This is a genomic window from Marinobacter lacisalsi (assembly GCF_042651045.1).
GTDB lineage: Bacteria > Pseudomonadota > Gammaproteobacteria > Pseudomonadales > Oleiphilaceae > Marinobacter > Marinobacter lacisalsi.
This window is the reverse complement of record NZ_JBHSDI010000001.1, coordinates 235,298-257,440: the sequence shown is the minus strand read 5'-3', so window position 1 is coordinate 257,440 and position 22,143 is coordinate 235,298. Positions and strand designations below refer to the sequence as shown.

18 protein-coding genes and 2 pseudogenes are annotated in these 22,143 nt (G+C 55.2%); 6 read left to right on the top strand and 14 right to left on the bottom strand.

Annotated elements, in window-relative coordinates:
* Positions 1–482: 482 nt before the first annotated feature.
* Positions 483–611 (bottom strand): annotated as a pseudogene (locus ACFOZ5_RS01215) (glycosyltransferase family 1 protein); the annotation flags it as partial.
* Positions 612–1,103: 492 nt separating this feature from the next.
* Between ACFOZ5_RS01215 and ACFOZ5_RS01210 the strand changes: the two are divergent.
* Positions 1,104–2,129: an IS110 family transposase gene (locus tag ACFOZ5_RS01210; RefSeq protein ID WP_379884876.1), complete on the top strand. Its 1,026-nt coding sequence runs from the start codon at positions 1,104–1,106 to the stop codon at positions 2,127–2,129.
* A 471-nt stretch (positions 2,130–2,600) separates the two neighbouring features.
* Here the strand turns inward: ACFOZ5_RS01210 and ACFOZ5_RS01205 are convergent, their stop codons facing one another.
* Entirely contained in the window at positions 2,601–3,767 is a 1,167-nt protein-coding gene (locus ACFOZ5_RS01205; protein ID WP_379884875.1) for a cation:proton antiporter, read from the bottom strand.
* Positions 3,768–4,169: 402 nt separating this feature from the next.
* Here ACFOZ5_RS01205 and ACFOZ5_RS01200 point away from each other — a divergent pair, with 402 nt between their 5' ends.
* Entirely contained in the window at positions 4,170–5,246 is a 1,077-nt protein-coding gene (locus ACFOZ5_RS01200; RefSeq protein WP_379884874.1) for a TauD/TfdA dioxygenase family protein, read from the top strand.
* Positions 5,247–5,694: 448 nt separating this feature from the next.
* Here the strand turns inward: ACFOZ5_RS01200 and ACFOZ5_RS01195 are convergent, their stop codons facing one another.
* The 4 genes from ACFOZ5_RS01195 to ACFOZ5_RS01180 all read right to left on the bottom strand — a co-directional run bounded on the left by ACFOZ5_RS01195 (position 5,695) and on the right by ACFOZ5_RS01180 (position 7,600).
* A complete protein-coding gene (locus ACFOZ5_RS01195) occupies positions 5,695–6,048 on the bottom strand; it encodes a hypothetical protein (RefSeq protein WP_379884873.1) in 354 nt (117 codons plus the stop codon).
* Between the two features lie 185 nt (positions 6,049–6,233).
* Positions 6,234–6,662, bottom strand: coding sequence for a hypothetical protein (locus ACFOZ5_RS01190; protein ID WP_379884872.1), 429 nt, complete (start codon positions 6,660–6,662; stop codon positions 6,234–6,236).
* Positions 6,640–6,942: a hypothetical protein gene (locus tag ACFOZ5_RS01185; RefSeq protein ID WP_379884871.1), complete on the bottom strand. Its 303-nt coding sequence runs from the start codon at positions 6,940–6,942 to the stop codon at positions 6,640–6,642. The genes ACFOZ5_RS01190 and ACFOZ5_RS01185 overlap by 23 nt, the downstream gene beginning before the upstream one ends.
* Before the next feature lies 1 nt (position 6,943).
* Positions 6,944–7,600: a hypothetical protein gene (locus ACFOZ5_RS01180; protein ID WP_379884870.1), complete on the bottom strand. Its 657-nt coding sequence runs from the start codon at positions 7,598–7,600 to the stop codon at positions 6,944–6,946.
* 270 nt (positions 7,601–7,870) lie between these two features.
* On the opposite strand from ACFOZ5_RS01180, the gene ACFOZ5_RS01175 reads away from it, so the two are divergent.
* From ACFOZ5_RS01175 to ACFOZ5_RS01165, 3 genes and pseudogenes are all read left to right on the top strand, one after another.
* The gene (locus tag ACFOZ5_RS01175; protein ID WP_379884869.1) at positions 7,871–8,842 is read left to right on the top strand and encodes a transposase; all 972 of its coding nucleotides are present in this window, start codon (positions 7,871–7,873) and stop codon (positions 8,840–8,842) included.
* Positions 8,843–9,316: 474 nt separating this feature from the next.
* Positions 9,317–9,949, top strand: coding sequence for a hypothetical protein (locus ACFOZ5_RS01170; protein WP_379884868.1), 633 nt, complete (start codon positions 9,317–9,319; stop codon positions 9,947–9,949).
* A gap of 1,153 nt (positions 9,950–11,102) precedes the next feature.
* Positions 11,103–11,381 (top strand): annotated as a pseudogene (locus tag ACFOZ5_RS01165) (transposase); the annotation flags it as partial.
* A gap of 806 nt (positions 11,382–12,187) precedes the next feature.
* Here ACFOZ5_RS01165 and ACFOZ5_RS01160 read toward each other — a convergent pair.
* The 3 genes from ACFOZ5_RS01160 to ACFOZ5_RS01150 all read right to left on the bottom strand — a co-directional run bounded on the left by ACFOZ5_RS01160 (position 12,188) and on the right by ACFOZ5_RS01150 (position 13,708).
* Complete coding sequence (locus ACFOZ5_RS01160; protein ID WP_379884867.1) at positions 12,188–12,613, bottom strand: GNAT family N-acetyltransferase; 426 nt, start codon at positions 12,611–12,613, stop codon at positions 12,188–12,190.
* Between the two features lie 79 nt (positions 12,614–12,692).
* Positions 12,693–12,914: a hypothetical protein gene (locus tag ACFOZ5_RS01155; RefSeq protein WP_379884866.1), complete on the bottom strand. Its 222-nt coding sequence runs from the start codon at positions 12,912–12,914 to the stop codon at positions 12,693–12,695.
* The gene (locus ACFOZ5_RS01150; RefSeq protein ID WP_379884865.1) at positions 12,911–13,708 is read right to left on the bottom strand and encodes a hypothetical protein; all 798 of its coding nucleotides are present in this window, start codon (positions 13,706–13,708) and stop codon (positions 12,911–12,913) included. Before ACFOZ5_RS01150 ends, ACFOZ5_RS01155 begins: the two co-directional genes overlap by 4 nt.
* Before the next feature lie 319 nt (positions 13,709–14,027).
* Between ACFOZ5_RS01150 and ACFOZ5_RS01145 the strand changes: the two genes are divergently transcribed.
* Complete coding sequence (locus ACFOZ5_RS01145) at positions 14,028–16,322, top strand: NACHT domain-containing protein (protein ID WP_379884864.1); 2,295 nt, start codon at positions 14,028–14,030, stop codon at positions 16,320–16,322.
* A gap of 152 nt (positions 16,323–16,474) precedes the next feature.
* Here the strand turns inward: ACFOZ5_RS01145 and nuoN are convergent, their stop codons facing one another.
* Genes nuoN through nuoJ form a run of 5 tightly spaced genes read right to left on the bottom strand, consistent with a single transcriptional unit; the run spans position 16,475 to position 22,128 of the window.
* Positions 16,475–17,902: an NADH-quinone oxidoreductase subunit NuoN gene (gene nuoN / locus ACFOZ5_RS01140; protein WP_379884863.1), complete on the bottom strand. Its 1,428-nt coding sequence runs from the start codon at positions 17,900–17,902 to the stop codon at positions 16,475–16,477.
* A complete protein-coding gene (gene nuoM, locus ACFOZ5_RS01135) occupies positions 17,902–19,434 on the bottom strand; it encodes an NADH-quinone oxidoreductase subunit M (RefSeq protein WP_379884862.1) in 1,533 nt (510 codons plus the stop codon). The genes nuoN and nuoM overlap by 1 nt, the downstream gene beginning before the upstream one ends.
* Positions 19,431–21,299, bottom strand: coding sequence for an NADH-quinone oxidoreductase subunit L (gene nuoL / locus ACFOZ5_RS01130; RefSeq protein ID WP_379884861.1), 1,869 nt, complete (start codon positions 21,297–21,299; stop codon positions 19,431–19,433). The genes nuoM and nuoL overlap by 4 nt, the downstream gene beginning before the upstream one ends.
* Positions 21,296–21,604: an NADH-quinone oxidoreductase subunit NuoK gene (nuoK, locus tag ACFOZ5_RS01125; protein WP_379884859.1), complete on the bottom strand. Its 309-nt coding sequence runs from the start codon at positions 21,602–21,604 to the stop codon at positions 21,296–21,298. Before nuoK ends, nuoL begins: the two co-directional genes overlap by 4 nt.
* Positions 21,601–22,128, bottom strand: a complete 528-nt coding sequence (nuoJ, locus tag ACFOZ5_RS01120) for an NADH-quinone oxidoreductase subunit J (RefSeq protein WP_379884858.1) — start codon at positions 22,126–22,128, stop codon at positions 21,601–21,603. Before nuoJ ends, nuoK begins: the two co-directional genes overlap by 4 nt.
* Positions 22,129–22,143: the final 15 nt, after the last annotated feature.

Below are 22,143 nucleotides of genomic sequence, written 5' to 3'. Positions count from 1 at the left end.
TCAGCGCGGCCCTCTATCAGGCTATTCACTCTGAAACATGCCGGCTTATAATTTGAAAAGCAGCGCCAGAAACGTAACAATCCACACGGTGAAATAGGCCATATTATGGTTCAAAGCTTCCTTTTCTCTCGCCTTTTTCTTCATAGAACCAGAAGACGTCGTTGTCGGCTGTTTGTGAAGACACTCACTATACCTTGGTTATAATGGTTACCAGGCCCTTTAGGGAACCTATAAGGCTTTACGCAGCCTTGTTGCCTCGCCCGCTACCAACTCGTTCGGCTGCACAGTGTTAGGTCCTTCAATCGTAGGGTGCTATCAAGTTAAGTCCTTGAAGTTTTTCACTAACCGTTTTCGCTGGCAATAGAATTGCGGAGGAAAGGACGATGTTTTGCATTGTTTTGCTTATAGATAACAATGTGTTACGCAAAGAAGCCAGCACGAACGCTTAGTGACTGTCCCTGTGATCTTAGGCTATCGCGCTCGGCACCGGGCACCAGCAGACTGGTGAGCAGGTCGGTGATGTGGGACAAAGCCTGATGCTTGGCTTGGAGGCAGGTGCGCACGCCACCGCTGGCAGGCGCATAAAACATGGTTACATCGGCAATATGCAAGGGAGGCTCCAGCCCGGGCGTGGAGTCGATCCTGTCAGTCTACGACGCCATTGTGGCAGTTGTGAGTCAGTTGAACTGTTTGAGAGTGAGTGTGCGTTTTCCTTTGCGATCACCGGGCATTCGAGTGAACTTTTCTTTTCGGCCAGAATGCTTTTGGGAGTGTNAGAAGAGAAACCCCGCGTCGCTACGCTCCGATGGGTGGCAGCCTTGCTCCGGTCCGAGTGGCAGGCTTCACGTGGAATGGGTGGCAACCTTCAGCGGTTTACGCACAGAACCGTCGATTTCAGTAACTACCACCCTATCGAGTGTGTTCTGAGGCAAGTACCGGATGGCAAGGACTATCGGTTAGAGGGTTCTTTCTGAGGGGTGCTTGTCCAATTTATTATTTCTGAGAGGTGCCTGATGAGATGGACGCCTCCCCTCTCGACACGGCGTCGCAATGCGCCAAACTTATGGTGTCAAACCCAGTCACTCGAAAGAGGAGGCGTCACCATGCAAGTTAAACTGATTGGCATCGATCTGGCAAAAAACGTCTTTCAGATCTGTGGTGTGAACCAGGCTGGAAAAGTGGTGTTTAACCGTCAGCGCACGCGTGAGAAGTTTCTGGCAGAGCTACGAAAATATCCAGAGGTACCGGTGGTGATGGAGGCCTGCTACAGCGCGCACTATTGGGGTCGCACCCTGCAGTCGATGGGGCATAACGTTCAGTTGATTCCGCCTCAGCACGTCAAACCTTTCCTGCGGGTCAACAAAACGGATGCCTGTGATGCTCGCGCTATCTGCGAGGCCTCTCAGCGGCCGGATATTCACTTCGTTCCGGTCAAATCGGTCGAACAACAGGACTTACAGCTGCTCCAACGGCTGCGCAGTCGTCACATACGAAACCGCACGGCGCTGGCCAATCAGATCCGCAGCATAGCGGCAGAGTACGGTTTGGTATTCTCCCCAACGTTGCACCAGTTGCGCATACAACTCCCGCGTACTCTGGAAGATGCTGACAATCAGCTGTCTCACGTGGCTCGCGAAATGATCGCGGCCATGGCAGATGACCTCCGAGTGCTGGACCGTAAAATCGAATACCTCACACAGCGTTTGACCCAGCAAGCCGGCCATTCACCGCAGTGGAAGCGCCTGCAGAGTGTTCCCGGTATCGGTCCGATCGTAGCAGCTGCGCTGCTTGCTGCCGTTGGCTCCGGGAAACAGTTTCGATGTGGTCGGGATCTGTCCGCATGGCTTGGACTGGTGCCTCGCCAGCACAGCTCTGGGACGTCGAAACGATTATTGGGAATCAGCAAAAACGGGGACCGTGAACTAAGGGCGCTGCTCATTCACGGAGCCAGAGCGGTCATGAGTCGAGCGAAACATCGTGATGATCCCTTGGCCCGTTGGCTACTAGCTTTGAGGGAGCGGCGAGGCCACAACAAGGCCATCGTGGCCCTGGCCAACAAAAGCGCTAGAATCGCCTGGCGCGTGATTCGTTACGATGAGACGTATGATGTTCACAAGGCTGTCGCCTGACAGCGACAGAGAAGCTTAAAACCAGTATCCAGAACTCACCGGGTTACACCAGCCAACAGATAAAGCAACCGGTTACCCGGCCTTGGCAAGAGCCTGAACATAGGACAAGTCGCGTTGCAGCACGAGTGCCTGTATAGGCTGCCGGGGTCGGATTTCATCAAGGCGCGGGGCGCGGTATCAAGACGCCCCAGAAAGACGCCGGATATATGTCCGTGAACCACTCGCTTCATCGACAGGCAGACTTGACCCCGGGGAGGTGTCCATATATGTCCATAGATCTACTANGGGGCGCGGTATCAAGACGCCCCAGAAAGACGCCGGATATATGTCCGTGAACCACTCGCTTCATCGACAGGCAGACTTGACCCCGGGGAGGTGTCCATATATGTCCCAGTCGCGCAGTAATTCTCCGCTGCTTTTGGGAGTGTCTGTCCCAGTCGCGCAGTAATTCTCCGCAGTTGCGGCACAGTGTCATGCGGACTCCCTCGTCCGTCGAAGCGCCAGTCTCGTCATTGGTGGCCCTACGACTTCGAACACAACGGTGGAAGCAAGAACAACCGATAGCAAAACTTCGGCGCGCTCGGGGAACCGCTGGGCGGCCACGAGCGCCATGCCCACGGCGATGCCCGCCTGGGGCAGCAATGCAACACCCATCCAGAGGCCCGTGAACGTTCGCATGCCGCGCCACCGAGCCCCGGCCGAAGCTCCCAGCAAACGGCCAACGATACGAGCGACTATGTAGCCAGCACCCAGCCACCCCACCGCCGGCAGTATTTGCACGTCCAGCGCGGCGCCAGCTAGCAGGAAGAAAACCAGCATGAACGGCCACTGGATGTTCTCGATGGCATGGAACGGCCGATTGTGGTGGCGGGCCAGGTTGGCGACCACAGCCCCCATTACCACGGCCGAAAGCAGGAAAGACACCTCTAGCCAGCGGGCTGCCCCCAGGCACAGGAACACAAGCCCGAGCGCCTCGGCCAGGGTCGGGTCGCCGCGGGAAACACGGCCTGTGGCGAAGGCGGCAGGGACGCCCAGGACCACGCCAAGGCCCAACGCCCCCCCGATCTCCCAAGCCCCGAGGGCCAGTGCCGTCATCCCGTCACCGCCATCCAGCATCGCCACCGAAGCCAGCAGCAAACTGAACATGAGCACCCCCCAGATGTCATCCACAGCAACCACACCCAGAAGGGTCTCGGTGAACGGCCCCTCGGCGCCGCTTTCGCGCACAACGTCCGCGGTAGCCGCCGGTGCTGTGGCTGTCGCCAGGGCGCCCAGCAGTAGCGAAAGGCCGAGGTCGCCTGACAAAAACCAGGCTGCTGCGAACACCAACACAGCAGTAACGGTGACGACCGCGAATGACAATGCCAGGACATCGGCGCCATGGCGCCTCAGATTCAGGCGATTCAGGTGGCCACCCAGCAAAAACCCGACCATGGTCAGGGCCACCTGGGATACGACGGTGAACCACTGCGTTCCGGCGGGTACCACCCAACCCAGTAGGGACGGGCCGAAAACCACGCCAGCGATGATCAATAGTGTCACCCGGGGAAGTGGCGTACGCCGACCCACCAATTCCGCTACCAGGCCAACCAGAAGCACGGAGCCCAGAAGCAGAATCATCTCAGTAAGTTCGTCCATAAGGTCCTCGAGAGCGGGTCGGTGACACGACAATATCGGCGCAGTGCCATAATCCTCCTGAGTACCGCCGAACGCAAAAATAAGCGTCGGCCCGACAGGGATGTTTACAGCCAGGGTTTGGGCGTTGGATCGTCGACTTCAGAGTTATACCGGACATAACCATGCCCTTCTATCCTTGATCGTATTTTTGAAAGTGCCTGTTTCAGTTACTCCCACCAAGTCGCCCCAGAACGACGCCGGATGTATGTCGGTGAACCACTCGCTTCATCGACAGGCAGACTTGCCCCCGGGAGGCGTCCATATATGTCCCGGCTAACTCGATTGTCGCCGGGGCCGGGGGTTGTCTCTGTAAGACACTGCGTTAGTCTGTATGAAATTCACCCATAAAAGTGACTGTGCATTATGGGTAAAGCAGCAGAATCAGCCGACCGTACGCGCCCAACCATCCCTCCGGTAGACCCGCACAGGGTCGCGCTGATCGAGAAGGCGGGGCTGACGGTCAAACAACTGGAGCCACTCGGTATCGAGGTCTACGGCGCCGATGTTCGCACCCGGCTTGCGGAGCCGGTGATCGAGGCCCTGGCGGTAGAAATGGCAAACCGGGGCTTCATCGTCTTCAAGCATCAGACCAATCTCTCTGCGGACGAGCTGGTCGATGCCAGCAAGTGGTGGGGTGCCGGCGAGATCCACTCCACCCATGGCGTCCATCCCGCCACTCCCGGGATGAACCGGGACATCTTCCGCTGTTCCAACGATGATCGCCATGGCATCCTCGGCGTTGGCCCCCAGTGGCATAACGATGGCAGCTTCGAGGCGGCAACCTTCTCGCATTCCGCCTACTACATGGCCCGGGCGCCGGAGCACGGCGGCGGCACGCATTTCGCCCATCAGGGCGCCGCCTTTGACGCCCTTCCCCGGGAAAAGCAGGACTTCTGGCAACGCCTGGTGTCCGTGAACTCCGCTACCGGCGTAACCCATCCCGTGGTCCATACCCACCCGGTCTCTGGCCGGAAGAGCGTCTGGCTGCACCTGGGAATGACCGGCGCCGTGATCGAAAGGCTGCCTGAAGAGGGGGTGCCGGTCGGCAGGCTGCAGCAAGAGCCGGCCACCACCGACCAGCTCCGTCTGCTCAACAAAGAAGAAATGGCGCAGCTGTTCAACGACTACAACGACCTGATGAATGCGTCGTTCGATGATGGATACGGCATACGCTATCACTATGACACCGGCGATCTGCTGTACATCGATAACTGGGCCCTGGCTCACAGGGCCGCGCCGGAGGCGCATATGCCGGCTGAAAAGCAGGGCCTGCGCATCATGGACCGTGTCACCATCAAGTCGAAACAGAACCTGGCCCCCCACTTCGGCCTGCCCCAGCATATTAATATCTCCAGACCTCACCCACTCAATAGCGATGGTGTCTGGCAGGCCGGCGGCGTCGGATTCCGATGGAAAGACGACATCCCCATGCAAAACTGACCGCTGCCTCGCGGCCTAATTGAGAGAAATTGAGAGGAATTGAGAGTGTCTGTCCCAGTTCCGTTTGAGAAATGCGGATTCAGTGTCTGACAGTGGGGACACTGAAAATTGCAGGCTTTCTTCCATGGGGCCAAGTGTCTCCTTACAGTTGGAACTGTGAGTTTTTAACGAGCGAGCGTCCAAGTCAACGCTGACCAGTGCGGGCCGTCCCAGTTTGCCCAGGTTGACTGAAGAATTGATAAGCCAAGGGGCCTCAGAGCACTCGTGACCGATCCTAAGCCGGCCAGGAACCCTGAATGGCTGGCTGAGGCCATGGTACTGAAGTGAGGATCAGGTTTCTTTTGAGAGTGACTGTCCCAGTTATTAGAGGTTGAGGTGGGAAATCCTGGACTTCTTTTGGGAGTGTCTGTCCCAGTTACCGGGTTGTCCCAGCTACCGGGTTACTTTACTAGCGAATGCCGAAAATGGTCGCGATTGCTACCAGCAAGACAAACCCGTGCCCGGCAATCATAAAAACCCAGGCTCGATAGTAGTCCGCTCTGGTGGAGTAGCGTTTCACGTCTGATGTCTTGAGCTGACGATTGTCGATATCGTTGAAAAAAGATTCCGGCAGCGCTACGGCGTAGGCATACCAGACCAGACGTCCACCGACACCATCCCATGGACAGGGCCGTGGTTTTCCTTCTGCCATTATGGCCCTTTCAATCCGGGCCATGGAGAGTCTGCCAAACACCAGCCAGGAGAGCATGGTAACGATCAGAAACGTCACACCTATGAAGGCAAAGGCCAAGTCAAAAGTCATTGGCGCTTCCTCTAGTCACCGAACAGATAACCGTATACCTGGCTTGCCCGGCTTTGGCCTGTTCGATCGGCTTGGTGAGCGGCGTAGAGGCGCCCATGGCAACAGCTGAACTAATTGTGAGTGACCAGCCTCAAGGCATTTTTGAGAGTATCTGTCCCCGTTGGGTGACTAAGCCTCGTTACTTTCTACGGCGAGGGAAAGCTTCCTGCCAAGTACTCTTGAGCCGCAGCCGCCTGTCGCTCACACCGCTCACCGGTATAGTTTCTCAGGCGATAGTCCTCCAGAGTGTCGTCTTCATGCACAATGATATCTGTCCGGTTTTCCATCACCAGGACGGCGGCAGTTGCAGTGTCGCCCGAAGTCCAACCTACCACGCCAGCCTCCTCTAACATGCGTATAGAAAGATCTGAGTAACGCTCTGCGGATACCTCATCCTGCTCAAAGGTAAGTGCTGTATCTGCACAAACAGCAAGGTCTAACTGAGTCATCATCGCTGACTGGAGCCTCTCGTCGACAACCAAGTCATCTGCCTGAACCGGAACCATGAATAATAGCGCTACGGTCGAGACTATCAGCGCAATCGGACATCCATCACTCAGCATCTTGAATCTCACTTTCACTCTTACGGTTAACGCTAGAAGCAACTACCCAATAGCCCCCATGAAGAACTAAAGCAATTAACGGCCATAGGCTAAAGGTGAGCCAAAGATTGGCATTTGCACCAAAATAGTGAGCAACAATCGTTGCACTCACTGAAATCAGAAGGGAGCTGGCAAGGACACAACGGCTCCAGATCGCCCAAGATCCTTCAAGCTTACCTATCATCAGGCCATCGAGCATGACGTAATAAAAGAAGCTTCCCAAGCACCCTGAAACAATAAGGACTAGAAGCATCTTAAAGCTCGCTATAGACCAGTAAGCCTCTCGCAGCGAGTTCCCGACGGGCTTTGTCGTGTTCGCCTTTTGCCATGATATTAAGGCCCGAGATCACAATAATGGTTGGAACACTTACTATGCCAATGCCGGCAGCAAGCTTCTTTGCAAAACCAAGCCTTTCTGCAACAGCCTCAAAAAGTTCCGTGTTTTTCAGGCTTCCGATTTTTTCCCGGGCGTACGCTCTGGGGCCTTGTTTGGACATTCCATAAACAGCCCCAGCAACACCAAGTACAGTGACATCGGGCAGCTCTACCGGGTTGAATTGGCTTGTGAATTCAAGCTTGTTCTTCGAAAAACTATAAAAGTCCAACAGTTCTTCATCGGACAAAGACCACATGAACCAGAAGTGTTGGACGCTCTGATCTGCTACCAAACCAATCAGTTTCTGGAGCAACATCCCATGGGCGTTATTATGGATCAAACGATTGACACTGATCCGGTCCGCCGCCTCCAAATGACGGAAAACGGCTATACCATTCAGGATGGATGTGTAGATTTCCGGAGAAGCGCCAATCTGCTCCTTGTACTGGCCAAGGCCCATAAGGTCAGCCAGAGCCAGGAGAGGGGCGTTGCTGAAATCAGCGGTTACATAACGTTCAGTGGCTGGTGCAGCCATAGCACAATCCTTGTCTGTGGTGGGTTCGACATTCCAGTGTCGCCTGCATCTATAGCGAAGATAATCAACAATAACAGTGCCTGCTGTCAACTGTTCCTGTCATTACACACTTTGCGGATCATTCTGACGCTGAGCGTTTACGAGGACACTCGCTACACCACTTTCCGCTACACCACTTTCGACGGTAATCTGCAACCAGAGTCGACGCTTGCGGGGCCCAATTTACCGTGGTTTTATACAGCTATGTTCGCGACCCGCTAAAGGACTGGCATGACTCGCCCCAGGGAACAACTTATCGCCGTTGATGACACACCCTACTACCACGTCGTTTCGCGCTGCGTGAGGCGCACCTACCTGTGCGGGTTCGACTCTGTTACCGGCGTAAGCTACGAGCATCGGCGCCAGTGGATCGAGGAACGGATACGGTTATTGTCCTCGCTGTTTGCGATCGACCTTTGCGCCTACGCCGTCATGTCCAACCACTACCACCTGGTGGTGAAGCTCTGCCCGGAGCAGACCGAAGATTGGAGCAATTCGGACGTACTGACGCGCTGGACCAGCCTGTTCAAAGGACCGCCCATTGTTCAACGCTTCCTCGCAGGTGAGGTTCTACATGAGGCAGAGCATCGGTACGTCGAGCGGATGGTTGAGGTCTATCGAAAACGACTGTCGGATCTGAGCTGGTTTATGAAGTGCCTGAACGAGTCTATTGCCAAAGAGGCCAATCGCGAAGACGACTGTACGGGTCATTTCTGGGAATCCCGGTTCAAATCACAGGCGTTGCTGTCAGAGCAGGCCGTACTGAGCTGCATGGCCTACGTGGATCTAAACCCCGTGCGGGCCGAGATGGCTGACACACCAGAAACCTCTGAACACACCAGTATCAAGGAGCGACTTGCCCCAACCTTTAATCTGTCCGAGGCCATCCAGGCTCAGACCGAGCAACTGTTCCTGAGGCAGTTTCCCGTGCCCTTGAAGCCACTACTCAACTTCGAGGAAGCCGTCAGGAACGAATTCCAACGGGGCATCCTGTTCAGTCTCAACGACTACCTGGAACTGGTGGACTACACCGGTCGAATCGTAAAGCCGGGTAAGCGGGGCAGTATCCCTGAACACATGCCACCAATCCTTAGCCGGCTAGAGCTGACCCCCGACGAGTGGCTGGCGGAAGCCACGGAATTCGAAGCCCGATATCAGGACAACCGCAGAGCTCACCTGGACCGACGACGATCGGCGGCCTGACCTCTCCAAAGCACTTCACTAACTGACATACGGGACTTCCCCCGGGGCTACGCTCGAGCTGAATTCGGCTGTATCGGTCGAAAAGCCCGGAATCGGACGCTGACTGCCAGAAATCTGCTTGAGATGAGCTTTCGGAAGTTGCGGGCGCTGAGTCTGACGACAGAAAACTCAGACTCCCTTTAAGAGTGTCTGTCCGAGTTCCACCACACTCCCCGGATCTATTTGTCCCCGTTAATGGTTATTTTTCGAGGGCTTACGTGTCAATAAAAAATACGGGTAGAAGTTTTTATGGCTCAATAATGAGACTTACGTCACGTCAAGGGCGCGTAGTGGTGCACGCGATTGGCGCTGAGGCACACTAGAAGCCAGTATTAGCGTCCGAGGTGTTAGTTTTTTGCAAAGGAATGCAAAGATGTATTTCGACGTATTTGCAATTAGTGGTCCTCGCAAACAAAATCTAATCGAGGAATAATTGTGAAGATAATATCAAAGATAATCTTGTTGGGCGCTCTCTTACCTATATTTGTAAATGCCACTGAAGTTCGCAACATCAATTCGCCCTTCTCGGCCGAAAGTCTTGAACAAAAAGAAAATACGATTATTGAGGCCCGTAGTAAGCTTTCGAGAATCGTCTCCACTATGCCTGATAAAAGGTATAAGGCGGTGGCTTTTTTTGAACGTGATATGCAGGTAGAAGAGGCTATAGAGAGCATAAAAAGCCAAGACATAACGATCACCGGGTTCAGGCATGGGACGCCCGACAACAGCGGTGGCTACATGATGGGCGAGAATGAAACTATCGAGGAGGCCCTCGCGAATTATCGACGAGACCATGTTCTTTTTCTTGAGAGAGATGCAGAGTTTAGTCAATCGGTGTTAAATGATCCCCAGAGTGACGCGGATGTAAAAAGAGCTATGTCCGCAAGACTTCGCAAAATTCACTTGCGCCAGGCCGACTATGTTGATCGAGGCCTTCGAATCATCGGACTAGAGGTATCCGGAGCCTCAGCTGAGTTGTCGAAAGCCTGGAACTCAAATCCAAACAGTATTAGGGTTCTCGAGCTAGTCGATGGCAAGCCAGTACCAAATAAATTTGATATTCAATAAAGGGATTTATTATGTCTAGTTTTATGCGAAAACTGCTTGTTACTATTATTGGAACGGTAGTGCTGGTAACTTCCACTAATACGCTGTCTGCAACGGTAAGCTGTTCGTCAGCGAGCACAACTGAGTGGGTCCCCAGCAAAGGCTACGCTGACATCTGGGACGACGGAATCAATGCATCTAACTCTCATGTGATTGAACAATATGTTTACTGGAGAGACCAGTCGAGGCTGGCGTGGTTCTGGGATAATTGGACAAGTACCTATGAGCCAGATGCTCTATTTTACAACTACGATGATAACGGGACTTTCGGGTATGCTCCTTTAGGGTATTGGTCTTCTGATTTACCTTCGCCTTACGTAGACACCCAAGCTTTTGATAGCGAAAACGAGATGGCTGTCACGATTGGTTCAGCCCAAGCTATTCTCCTTAATCCTGGACAGTTTTATCGTACGATTACCCGTATGATTTGGGTAAGTGGGCCGAACAGCACTGGCACCAAAGTAAAGCTAAGCTCTCAGCGTGGACGGAGAAGCCCGGATGAATGCTACACCACATACTGCTCATTTGGGTGTAGCAGTGGTAGCAATGTTTTCACGGTTCCTTTCCAATCAGGGTTTACAGCTCCCGGAAACCGCGAATGGTGGCACTTAGACCCAATCTCCGATGATCAACCGTGGTATTAATTACCGAAAGCCAACGTTCAGCTGTATTATAGAGGTGTAGTAATTTAAGGAGCCTGCTTTTCTTTAAGCAGGCTCCTTAGGCGAGGGTTACATGTGATGCCTAGGAATAAAATTGCGTATTGGCTATGCTCCGCAGCTTTATCTATTATGATCCTTTTAGGAACATTGATGATACCGCGCACCGTAACGAAACAGTCGGATCTTGAGCCTCTTTTTCTTGGCTGGCCGTTCCATTTTATTGCTCAAGATATGTCGAGATATAGTCCTGTTGTATTTCCGCAAGAGTTTGGGCTTTCTGGCCCCTGGGAGAGCCCTATAAATGTTCTATGGTGGCGTATGTTTGCGTCCTTTTTTCTGATTTTTATAGTGTTAGCTTCTGTCTCGTGTCTTGCTCGGTTTTTCATAATAAAGTTAAGTAAGCATTAGTTTTGAGAGTGTCAGAGTTTTGAGAGTGTCAGAGTTTTGAGAGTGTCTGTCCCAGTATCGTTAGTTCCGGCGACAAGACACGACTGCTGGGGATCACCAAAAACGGGGATCGTGAACTGCGCGCACTGTTAATACACGGTGCCAGGGCCGTCATGCAGCGAGCGCCGCGTCGTGATGATCCCCTGGCGCGCTGGTTACTGGCGCTGAAGGAGCGACGGGGCCACAACAAGGCCATTGTTGCCTTGGCCAACAAAAGCGCCCGTATCGCGTGGCGCGTGATTCGCTATGAAGAGACATTCGACGTTCAGAAAGCTGTTGCCTGATAACGAAGGCAGAGAAAAACACACAACCAGGATAAAGAGCTCACCGGGTTAGACCCGCCAATGGATGAAGCAACCGGTTACCCGGCCCTGGCAAGAGCCTGATCATTGGGACAAGTCGCTTTGCAGCACGAGTGCCTGTATAGGCTGCCGGGGTCGGATCTCATCAAGGCGCGGGGCGCAGCATCAAGTCGCCCCAGAACGACGCCGGATATATGTCCGTGAACCACCCGCTTCATCGGCAGGCAGGACTTGACCCCGGGGAGGCGTCCATATATGTCCCTGTTATCGCCCACTGGCAGGAACAACCGCACCTGCCATGTCAGGTGCGGCTAATATGCCAGTCAGTGTCTGTCAGGGTACTCCCAGCAATCTTTTATCAGGTAGATGGTTAACCTGAGGATGACCCTGAATATAAGCTTGAAGACCATGTCTTTGACCTCTTAGAGCGTTCGTTTCGGGTTTCCTCGGCCGAGGCTGTTTCGTTCTCTAGAGGCCTTCTATTGTGGTCCGCCGCAAAGAAATTGGACAGGGGAACTTTGTACCAGTTCGGCAAGTTTTTGCGGTTTTCGAGTGGTTCGTGTTTACACTTGGTCGATATCTATCGATAAATCTGAATATCCAGAAATAAAAAAAGTACAATAAATCAGTCTTTTAAGAGTGACTGTCCCTGAGTCTCTCTTGGGAAGCTGCGGGCGGTGAGTCTGATGTCTGAAATCACGGGCTTCTTTTGAGAATGCCTGTCCCAGTTAACCTGACTTTTTGAGAGTGTCTGTCCCAGTTATTAGTCCCCTCACTTAAGAAATTTGTCAGGAAACTTCCCGCTCCATGTAGTGCATTTCGTCTTTAGTTTTTCGAATGCGAAATCCCATGCGCTCGTATAACGAAACGGCTGGATTTCTGCGGAAAACGCGAAGCCTCAGGAGCCCAAACCCTGAGTTGCGGGCAATATCAGCCGCATATTCGATCGCCTGTGTACCGAAGCCCTTACACTGCCAGCGAGGATCAACCTGGAGGTCTCGGATATAGTAGGCCAAGTGGTCATGACTTAGGCGAAGAATCCCCACCGGAGCGAAATTGACGAGCAGTTCGTAGTTTTCAAATACATCCCAATTCTTGTCGAACAGGCCCTGATCCCAATCGATGCCGAGTTCCCTATAGTAAGACTCCATGTTCTTCCGGATCAGTTGGCCGGTGAAATCCTTATCCTTGGTTCGACGGAACTGAGCTTTCATTCATGTATTCCTAACGCAAACTGTCCGACTGACACGTATTGTTAGAGGGGGTGATAGTGTCTGTCCCAGTTGCAGTCCCCTACCGAGAGCGGCGGGGTTTTATGTCGCCGTTGAGCAGACCGTAGACAGGCATGGCCAGGACAATAACCAGCAGGAAGCCGCCAGCGGCGGCCCAGAGCGAGTCCCAATGCGCCCATGCAACACCGCCGGCGAGAAAAGCCAGCAGCCCGGCGATCTGCATAAACGCGGCCGCAACGAGATACTGGATAACGACGAACAGGCTTTTCAGGAACTTCATCATCCGCAAATGCTCTCCCAGTGGAGGTTTTCCGGCTTTGAGCAGAATTCACTGATTGGTATCGGCCCAGTCCCGACCTGGGCAAGCTTATTGATTTCCACCAGTATCTTTTTCAGCCATTCCAGTTGTTCCAGTTCCTCGGAAGTTATGGCGGCAGTGCTCAGCAGCAATTCGAAGTGGGGCGGTATCTGCATGTCGGAGCCAGTCAGAATGCTGAACAGCACATCGCGAAGCTTCGAGCGTCCAAGCCCTACGGCCATTATGCCTGCACCGTAACTGGCCAGCGCCAAATTCGTAACGAGCACCCCGGTCCCGAAGGCAATCTTGGCTGGAGTTTTGAACCCTGCCCGGGCGCGCTGCCCAAACAGGCCGCCCGTAGAGGCAAAGCTTGTAAAACCTCCTCCTGCCAGGCGCCCGACAAGCATTGAGCGATGGTATTTGAGGGCGTACCGCACGACATTGGTTACGATGGACTCATCGTCGCTTACCAGACTCCCCTTTGCATCGGCCCATAGGGGGGCAAGGATTGTCGACAGGTGCCCAGCATTGGAATTGGCCAGCCGCTGCAGACGATTACCCATTCGCCCAGTCTGCATTTGTAGTGTGAACAGACCGATCCACCAGGTCTTGGGGTTGTCTACGGCGCCTTTGATAAAACTCTGGATACCGTTTCGATTGCCATTGAGGATGTAGCGCATGAAATCGTCTACATCGTCCTTGGGGGCATCCTGAAGGGCTTCGAGGGTTTCCTGAACCGCATCGCGGTCGGGCGAGGTGAGTTCGAACTTCAGTTCCATAACGGCTCCTTGTCTTGTGTGGGCTTCCAGTGCCTTCAGTAAGGCTACCGCAAACCTCGGCATCCGCCAATCCGTCTGTACGTGCCTGAGTCGCCAAGTAACGACATTCAACGCCCTCGGGGGCCTCCCTCCCATAGTCCTGGTAGTGTCTGTCCCAGTTGAGGTCGTTGAGGTCCGGTTTATAGTGACTGTTCCTGTTACTCGCTCCCTGTTACTCTGGGAATCGACGAGGCAACGATAAAAACAAAAGGGCTGACCGTCGTAGTGTGTGGTGGCGGTTTCAGGCTACAAAAAATTGAAAGGAAAAGTGGGTATAACTGTGGACACAAAAAAGACAGAACGGATCAGCAAGCTAAAACATGAAGTAAATGACCTCCACCCGATCCTAGAAGTACTTTTCAAACGGTTACCCCAAATAAGCAATGTTGAATATACTCAAGGGCCACAAGAGATGGGCGCTGACTTCGTTCTAACTAAGGTCGACGAGACATTAGGTGGCGAAGAATACATTGGCTGTGTAGTAAAAGTTGGTAAAATTAAGCAAGATCATCAAGAAATAGTGAGACAAATAGAAGAGTGTGAAATCAAAAGAAAGATTGAAGGAGGAAAAAAGGAGATTTTTCTAACTGAAATCTGGGTAATAACTAATGAAAATATTACCGGTGGGGCACAAGAAAAAATACATCATCGTTTCAATAACAAGAACGTAAAATTCATTAGTGGAGAAAGACTCGTTTTATTAATAGATAAGCACTATCCAGAATATTGGAAAGATGTATCTGTATCTACGGGCGAATATTTGAGAACCGTACAAAAAAAGGCTGATGAGCTATCAATAGCCGGGTCTGTACTAGGTTCAAACAATGAAGATCACTATATACCCCAAACGCTTGAAAGAGTCCGCCCCAAGAAGCAACTAAACAAATTACGCTCTAGAAAAACCAAATTCACTATCGAGCAAGCAACTGCGCAGCACCCCTTTATTTTAGTTGAAGCACAGATGGGGACCGGTAAGTCAACCCTGCTTGCCGAAGTCGCAAGAAAGTTATCTGATTCGGAAACATTCAACTTAACACACGAGCTTCCAGTACTCATAACAGCAAAGGAACTTCTTGAAAAATACCATTCTAATTGTACAAATCTCATTGCGGAAGTAGAAAAAGAGAATGAACCGTTAGAAGACCAAAAGTATACTTTGCTAATTGACGCGCTAGACGAACTAAAAATTCCGGCTGGTGAAAGAATTGATTTTCTAGAAGGCGTTGCTCAATCTATCAACGGTAGACCGAACATCAAGTTAATAATAACAACGAGAAATATAGATAACCCCGAACAAGAGGCTGAAATAGAAAAACATTATGCGAGGTTCCGGCTTAGCTATTTAACAATAGCTCAAGTTATTGGGTTAGTGGAGAACTACTGCAAAGACAAAACCATTGCAACCAAACTTTCGAAAGACATAAACAAATCTCAGTTATTTCGGAAGCTTCCTAAAACTCCGATTTCTGCAATACTGCTTGCAAAGCTGCTAAACGAGCATGTGCAAGAGATACCCTCTACAATGACAGAGCTTTATGAGAAATATATGGAGCTGGTTATTGGAAGATGGGATATGAGTAAAGGACTACAGTCTCAGCGAGAGTACGAAGTACTATTAAATGTAATAATAAATTCAGCCACCATGATTATGGAGAACTCGTTACTCGACCTACCTATAGGTGACGTAAGATCCTTATTCAACCAATACGTTGACGACAGAAATTTAAAAATCGAGAAAGAAGAACTTTTTCAAAAGATGCTGTTTAAATCAGAGATTTTCACGTTCAATGAGCAGAGGCAAACATTAAGGTTTAGGCACAGAACTTTTACGGAGTTTTTCTTTGCCAAAGGACTGAATAGAGATTCAACAGCCACAATTAGTCAAGAGATCTATGATCTATACTGGAACACAAGCTACTTTTTCTATCTAGGGCTTAGGCGAGACTGCCCTGAGATACTCGAACAAATAAATAATATTGAATTTACGAACGATAGATATGAGCTATTAAAAATATTTAGCCATGGGTCCTTTTTGTTGGCAGCCTATCTCACTCCTTACAAACAAATAGAAAAGAGTGTTACGCAGTCTTTCTCCGAAGCTGCTAGGCTATATGATGATGTAGTAAACAATCGCATAGAAAGCCCTTTAACTGCGCTCCCTAGTGTCCAAATATTATGTTTATTTACTAGCCTTTTGTGCGAAAATTTCAGTTACGAGTACTTTATTCCAGCACTTGAGGCACATGCCGAAGATCTTTTTACCTCTCCGAACAAGGAAGATAGAGACTTTGCAGAGCTATTTCTAACCGAGAGCGTATTGATCACTTTAAAGAACCAAAAAGCCTATGACCGGTTAATAAAGGATTATGGAAAGTCCATTCCAGTTCAAATCCAAGCTGGAATAATGGAGCACTCGGCTGATGAGAATAACGATTCGCCAGTAGTGAAAAAATTCGTTAAAAACTTCAAAAAACGCATCAAGTCAAATTTGGGGCTTAGGAAATATCTAATTAAAATGTACGAATCCCCAGTATATGATGAGTCACAAGGTATCGAGTCAAAAAGTGCACAGTGAAATATTCTGCAGGCGATCGTAGTCTGTTAGTCCACTTCCAAGTGTTCGGCCTTCGCTGAAACCTTCAGACTAGAGGGCGACTCGACGGGTGTGATGTCCAGTGGAATTCGAACACTGGACTCCAAAAGAACCGCCCAACAAGGCTGACTCCCTCAAACCAACCCCCCAACCCAATCAATAACCGGCGCCGGGTACACCCCGATCACCAAGATCAAAACGGCAACAACCACCAGAGCCAGCCCCCCAACCCGACTCCCCCAATCATGCACAGCATCCCGATGCCGCATCCCAGGCTCCGGCATATACAAGGTCACCATCACCCGCAGATAGTAGAACAACCCAATAGCACTACCAGCCACAATGCCAGCTACAAGCCACCACCGAGCATCAGCAACACCCAGAGCAATCACATAAAACTTCCCAATAAACCCAGCGGTCAGCGGTATCCCCGCCAGCGACAAAAAGCTCACCGTCATCACAGCCGCCAACCACGGCCGACGCCAGAACAACCCCCGATAGTGGTGCAGCCCAGCAGCATCCTCGCCACCAAAGGGACTGGACACCATAGTCACCACGCCAAACGCCGCCAGGGTAGTGACCAGGTAGGTGATCAGGTAGACGCCGGTGGTTTCCACCGCCAGCTGGCCGCCCACCACGATGGCCACCAGCAGGTAGCCGAAGTGGGCGATGGAGGAATAGCCCAGCAGGCGTTTCAGGTTGGGCTGGAACAGGGCCAGCAGGTTGCCGCCGAGCATGGTGATCAGCGCCAGCAAGGTGAACAGGGTGCGTAACCATTCACTGTCGAAGATGGGCGCGACCAGGATCAGCCGCAGCAGCACCAGGAACACGGCGAGTTTGCTGACGGTGGCCAGGAAGATGGTGGCCGGTGCCGGGCCGCCCTGGTAGACGTCCGGGGTCCACAGGTGGAAGGGCACGATGGACAGCTTGAAGCCCAGGCCCACCACCATCAGCACGGCGCCGGCCAGGGTCCAGGGGTCGGGGGTGGCGGCCAGGCCCGCAGCCAAGCCGGCCAGGTCCATGCGACCGGTACGGGCATAGATCAGCGCCATGCCGAACAGCAGGAAGGCGGTGGCGGCGGCGGACAGCACCAGGTACTTGATGCCCGCTTCCAGGGACCGTTCCGCGCGGAAGCTGTAGGCCAGCATTCCGTACAGGGGCATGGACAGCAGTTCCAGGCTGATGAACAGGGTGGCCAGGTGGTCGCTGGCCACCAGCCCCAGGGCGCCGGTGACCGCGCACAGCAATAGCAGGTAAAACTCTTCCCGGGGGCCGATGTAGCCGGTCAGGTAGTGGTGGCTCAGGGCCACGGTGACCAGGGCGCACAGCAGCACCAGCACACTGCCCATGATGACGAGGCCGTCCATGGTCATCAGCGGCGGTGACGACAGGGCCCCTGCAGACATCGGCACGCTCAGCAGGGCCAGCACCAGGCCGACGGCGGAGACGACGGCGGTTGCAGCGTGATGGCGTTTCCAGGCGATGCCCAGCATCACCACCACGGCGGTGGTGGCGACAATGATCAGCGGCAGTATGGCGATCAGGCTTTGCAGGGTCAGCATCAGTTCACCTCCCCTGCCCGGGCGGCCAGATCCGTGCCATCCGTGAACAGCTCCGCGATCGGGGCGGACACGGCGGCGGTGGTATCCAGCAGCGGTTGCGGGTAGAGCCCCACGGCGATAGTGAGCGCTAACAACGTCAGCATCATGCCGTACTCACGGGCGTCAGGGCCTTTCAGTGGGCCGGGCCGATACTCGGGGCCGTAGTGCACCCGCTGCATCAGCAGCAGGGAGTAGATGGCCGCCAGCACCAGCCCCGCGCTGGCGATAACGACCACCACCGGCGCCCCGGGGAAGGTGCCGAACAGGATCATGAATTCCCCCACGAAGTTGGCGGTAACGGGCATGCCCAGGGAGGCGGCGACAAAGCACAGGGTGAACCCGGGCAGTATCGGTATGCGGCTCCACAGCCCGCCCATCACGCGCATGTCCCGGCTGTGGATGCGCTCGTACAGCTGGCCGCTGAGGATGAACAGCCCGGCGCTGGAGAAAGCGTGGGCCACCATCAGGATGATGGCCCCCTGGATGGCCAGTTCCGAGCCGGAGTACAGGGCGATCAGCACAAAGCCCATGTGGGAGATACTGGTGTAGGCGATCAGCCGCTTGATGTCCTGCTGGCCACAGGCCAGAACCGCGCCGTAGATGATGCCCACCAGCCCCAGGGTCATGGCCACCGGGGCAAAGGCCTCGGACTGTTCCGGAAACAGCGGCAGGGCGAAGCGGATGATGCCGTAGGCGGCGGTTTTCAGCAGGATGCCCGCCAGGTCGACACTGCCGGCCGTGGGTGCCTGGGCGTGGGCGTCCGGCAGCCAGCCGTGGAAGGGGACCACCGGCAGCTTCACCGCAAAGGCAATGAAGAAGCCCAGCATCAGCCAGAAGGCCAGGGGTTCCGGCACATCGGTGCCCCGCAGCGTGTCATAGCTGAACGACAGCTCGCCGGTGTTGCTGTAGTGCACGAATACCAGCGCCAGGATGGCCACCAGCATCAGCAGGCCGCTGGCCTGGGTGTAGATGAAGAAGCGGGTGGCGGCGCGGATGCGGGTCTGGCCCGGGGAGCCACTGTGGCCCCACAGCGCGATCAGGAAGTACATGGGCACCAGCATCATTTCCCAGAACAGGAAGAACAGGAACAGGTCCAGGGCCAGGAACACGCCCACTACACCGCCGAGGATGAACAGCAGGTTGAGGTGGAAGAAGCCCACCCGGTGGGCAATCTCGTGCCAGGAGCAGAGCACCGCCAGGGTACCGAGGAAGCCGGTCAGCGCGACCAGGATCAGCGACAGGCCGTCCAGGGCCAGGTGGATCTCGATGCCGAAGCGGGGGATCCACGGCGCCCGCCATTCCAGCAGCCACTGGCTCTCGCCGGTACCGGGCAGGCTGAAGTCGCCCCCGATCCAGAGCACCACACTGATCACCAGCACGAACAACATGGTGGCCAGGGCGATCCAGCGGGGTGTCTGTTCGCCCCAGCGCTCCGCCTGCCAGCTCAGCAGGCCCCCGAGGAAGGGAATCAGGATCAGCCATACCAGGATCATGCGGCACCTCCCGGCGCAAGCGCCAGGGCAACAAGGATGACCGTGGCACCGAACATCATCACCAGGGCGTAACTGCGGGTACGCCCGTTCTGGGCGCGTACCAGGCCGGCGTTAAACACCCGGGCGATCAGCGCCGGCAGGTTCATGAACATGTTGATAAAGTCGAACCGCAGCATTCGTACACTCCATTGCCAGGGCCGCACCAGCACCCGGTCGAACAGGGCGTCAAAGCCCCAGGCGTGGTGCCAGAGTTTCCAGAGGCTGGCGCCGGCACCTTTGCTGGCCACGTCATCAAGCCATGGCCGGCGTATCAGGAACAGCCACCCGGCCAGGGCCAGGCCGGCGATCACTGCACCGATGGCCAGCACCTGCAAAAGGGTATGGCCGCCTTCGGCTGCTTCCCCGGGAGCTTCCGGGAACAGCCCACCCAGGCCGGGATACAGCCAGGCACCGATAAAGGTGGACAGCACCGCCAGCACCACCAGCGGCAGGTGATGGGTGAAGAGGTTGGTCCCGGGCTCGGGATCGCGGGCATGGTCGCTGCCCGGCTCGCCGTGGAAGGTGCCCAGGATCAGCCGCACCGTGTACAGACAGGTCAGCATCGCGCCGAGCAGGCCGGCGATCAGCAGCCCGGTCTGGTCCGCGGCCATGGCCTGCCAGAGGATTTCGTCCTTGCTGAAGAAGCCGGCGGTCACCAGCGGCAGGGCCACCAGCGCCGCGCCGCCGACGATAAAGCCGCCATAGGCCACCGGTAGCTTACGCCAGAGGCCGCCCAGCCTGGCCATATCCTGCTCGTGATGGCAGCTGATGATCACCGCCCCGGCGGACAGGAACAGCAGGGCCTTGAAGAAGGCGTGGGTGACCAGGTGGAAGATGGCGGCATCGAAGGCGCCTACGCCCAGGGCGAGGAACATGTAGCCGATCTGGCTCATGGTGGAATAGGCCAGCACCCGCTTGATGTCGGTCTGGGCCAGGGCCGCGAAGGCCGCCAGCAGCAACGAGACCGCGCCGATCACGCCCACCAGCAGCATTACGTCCGGCGCCAGCAGGAACAGGCCGTTGAGGCGGGCAATCAGGTAGACGCCGGCGGTGACCATGGTGGCGGCGTGGATCAGGGCGGATACCGGCGTGGGGCCGGCCATGGCGTCCGGCAGCCAGGTATGCAGCGGTACCTGGGCGGATTTGCCCAGGGCGCCACCGAGGACCAGCAGCGCGGCCAGGTTGGCGGTGGTGCCGCCCTGCTCCCACAGCTCCGGCGCCCGGGCCAGCACCGTGGCGATATCCAGGGTGCCCAGCTCCATGAAGATCAGGAACATGCCCAGGGCCAGGAACACGTCACCGATGCGGGTGACCACAAAGGCCTTGAAGGCGGCCCGGGCATTGTCCAGCCCGCGATAGTAGTAGCCGATCAGCCCGTAGCTGCACAGGCCGACGCCTTCCCAGCCCAGGAACAGCAACAGCAGGTTGTCGCCCAGCACCAGCAGCATCATGCTGAACACGAACAGGTTCATCCAGGCGTAGAAGCGGGTGATGCCCGCCTCGCCGGTCATGTACCAGGCGGCGAACAGGTGGATCAGGAAGCCCACGCCGGTGATCACCGACATCATCACCAGGGCCAGGCCATCCACCGCCAGGCCGATGGTGGGCTGGAAGTCCCCTACCGCTATCCAGGTCCACAGGGTCACGCCCTGGTTGCCGCCGGTATGGCTGAGCATCGTCCACAGGGTGGCCAGGGCCGCCAGCCCCACGCTGCCCACGCCGATGGTGGCGCTGGCCCGGGGGCCCAGCCTGCCGGCGGAAAAGGCCAGGATCAGGGTGCCCGCCAGGGGGAACAGGAACGAGAGTATCACCGCCATTGCCATCATCCGCGCATCCTGCTGGCTGCATCGAGGTTAAGGGAACGGAAGCGTTGGTACAGCTGGATCATCAGCGCCAGGCCCACGGCCGCTTCCGCCGCCGCCAGGGTGATCACCAGCAGGAACATGGCCTGCCCGTCCGGCTGGTTCCAGGCGGTGGCGCCCACCACGAAGGCCAGGGCCGCCGAGTTGAGCATCACCTCCAGGCTCATCAGCACGAACAGCATGCTGCGACGGAGCATCAGCCCGGCCAGCCCCAGGCTGAACAGGATACTGGCCAGGATCAGGCCGTGTTCCATGGGGATACCGTTCATGGGGTGCCTCCACGGTTCTCGTTATTACGCAAAGGGTTGCTGCGCCGGCCCACGTGGGAGGCGGTGACCAGTGCCGCCAGCAGCAGGATGGCGGACAGTTCCACCACCATCAGCCAGGGGCCGAACAGGGTCATGCCCACGGCCTTGGCGGTGAGCAGTTCGCCGTCGATGGTCTCGCCGGCGCCACCCTGGCCCAGCAGTGCCACCAGCGCCGCCAGCAGCACCAGGGCCAGCACCGAGGCCCCCAGCCAGTGGCGGGGGTGGGTCCAGGCCAGCTCCCGCTCGGCGTCCGGGCGCAGGTTGAGCATCATCACCACGAACACGAACAGCACCATGATGGCGCCGGCGTAGACAATGATCTCCAGGGCGCCGGCAAAGGGCGCCCCCAGGGCAAAGAACACCAGGGCCACGGCGATCAGCGAGACGATCAGGTACACCACCGAATGCACCGGGCTGTTGCCGGTGATCACGCCCACGGTAGCCAGCACCGCCACCAGGCCGCTGAGGTAGAAGGCGATTTCCATCAGGTCTGGCTCCTT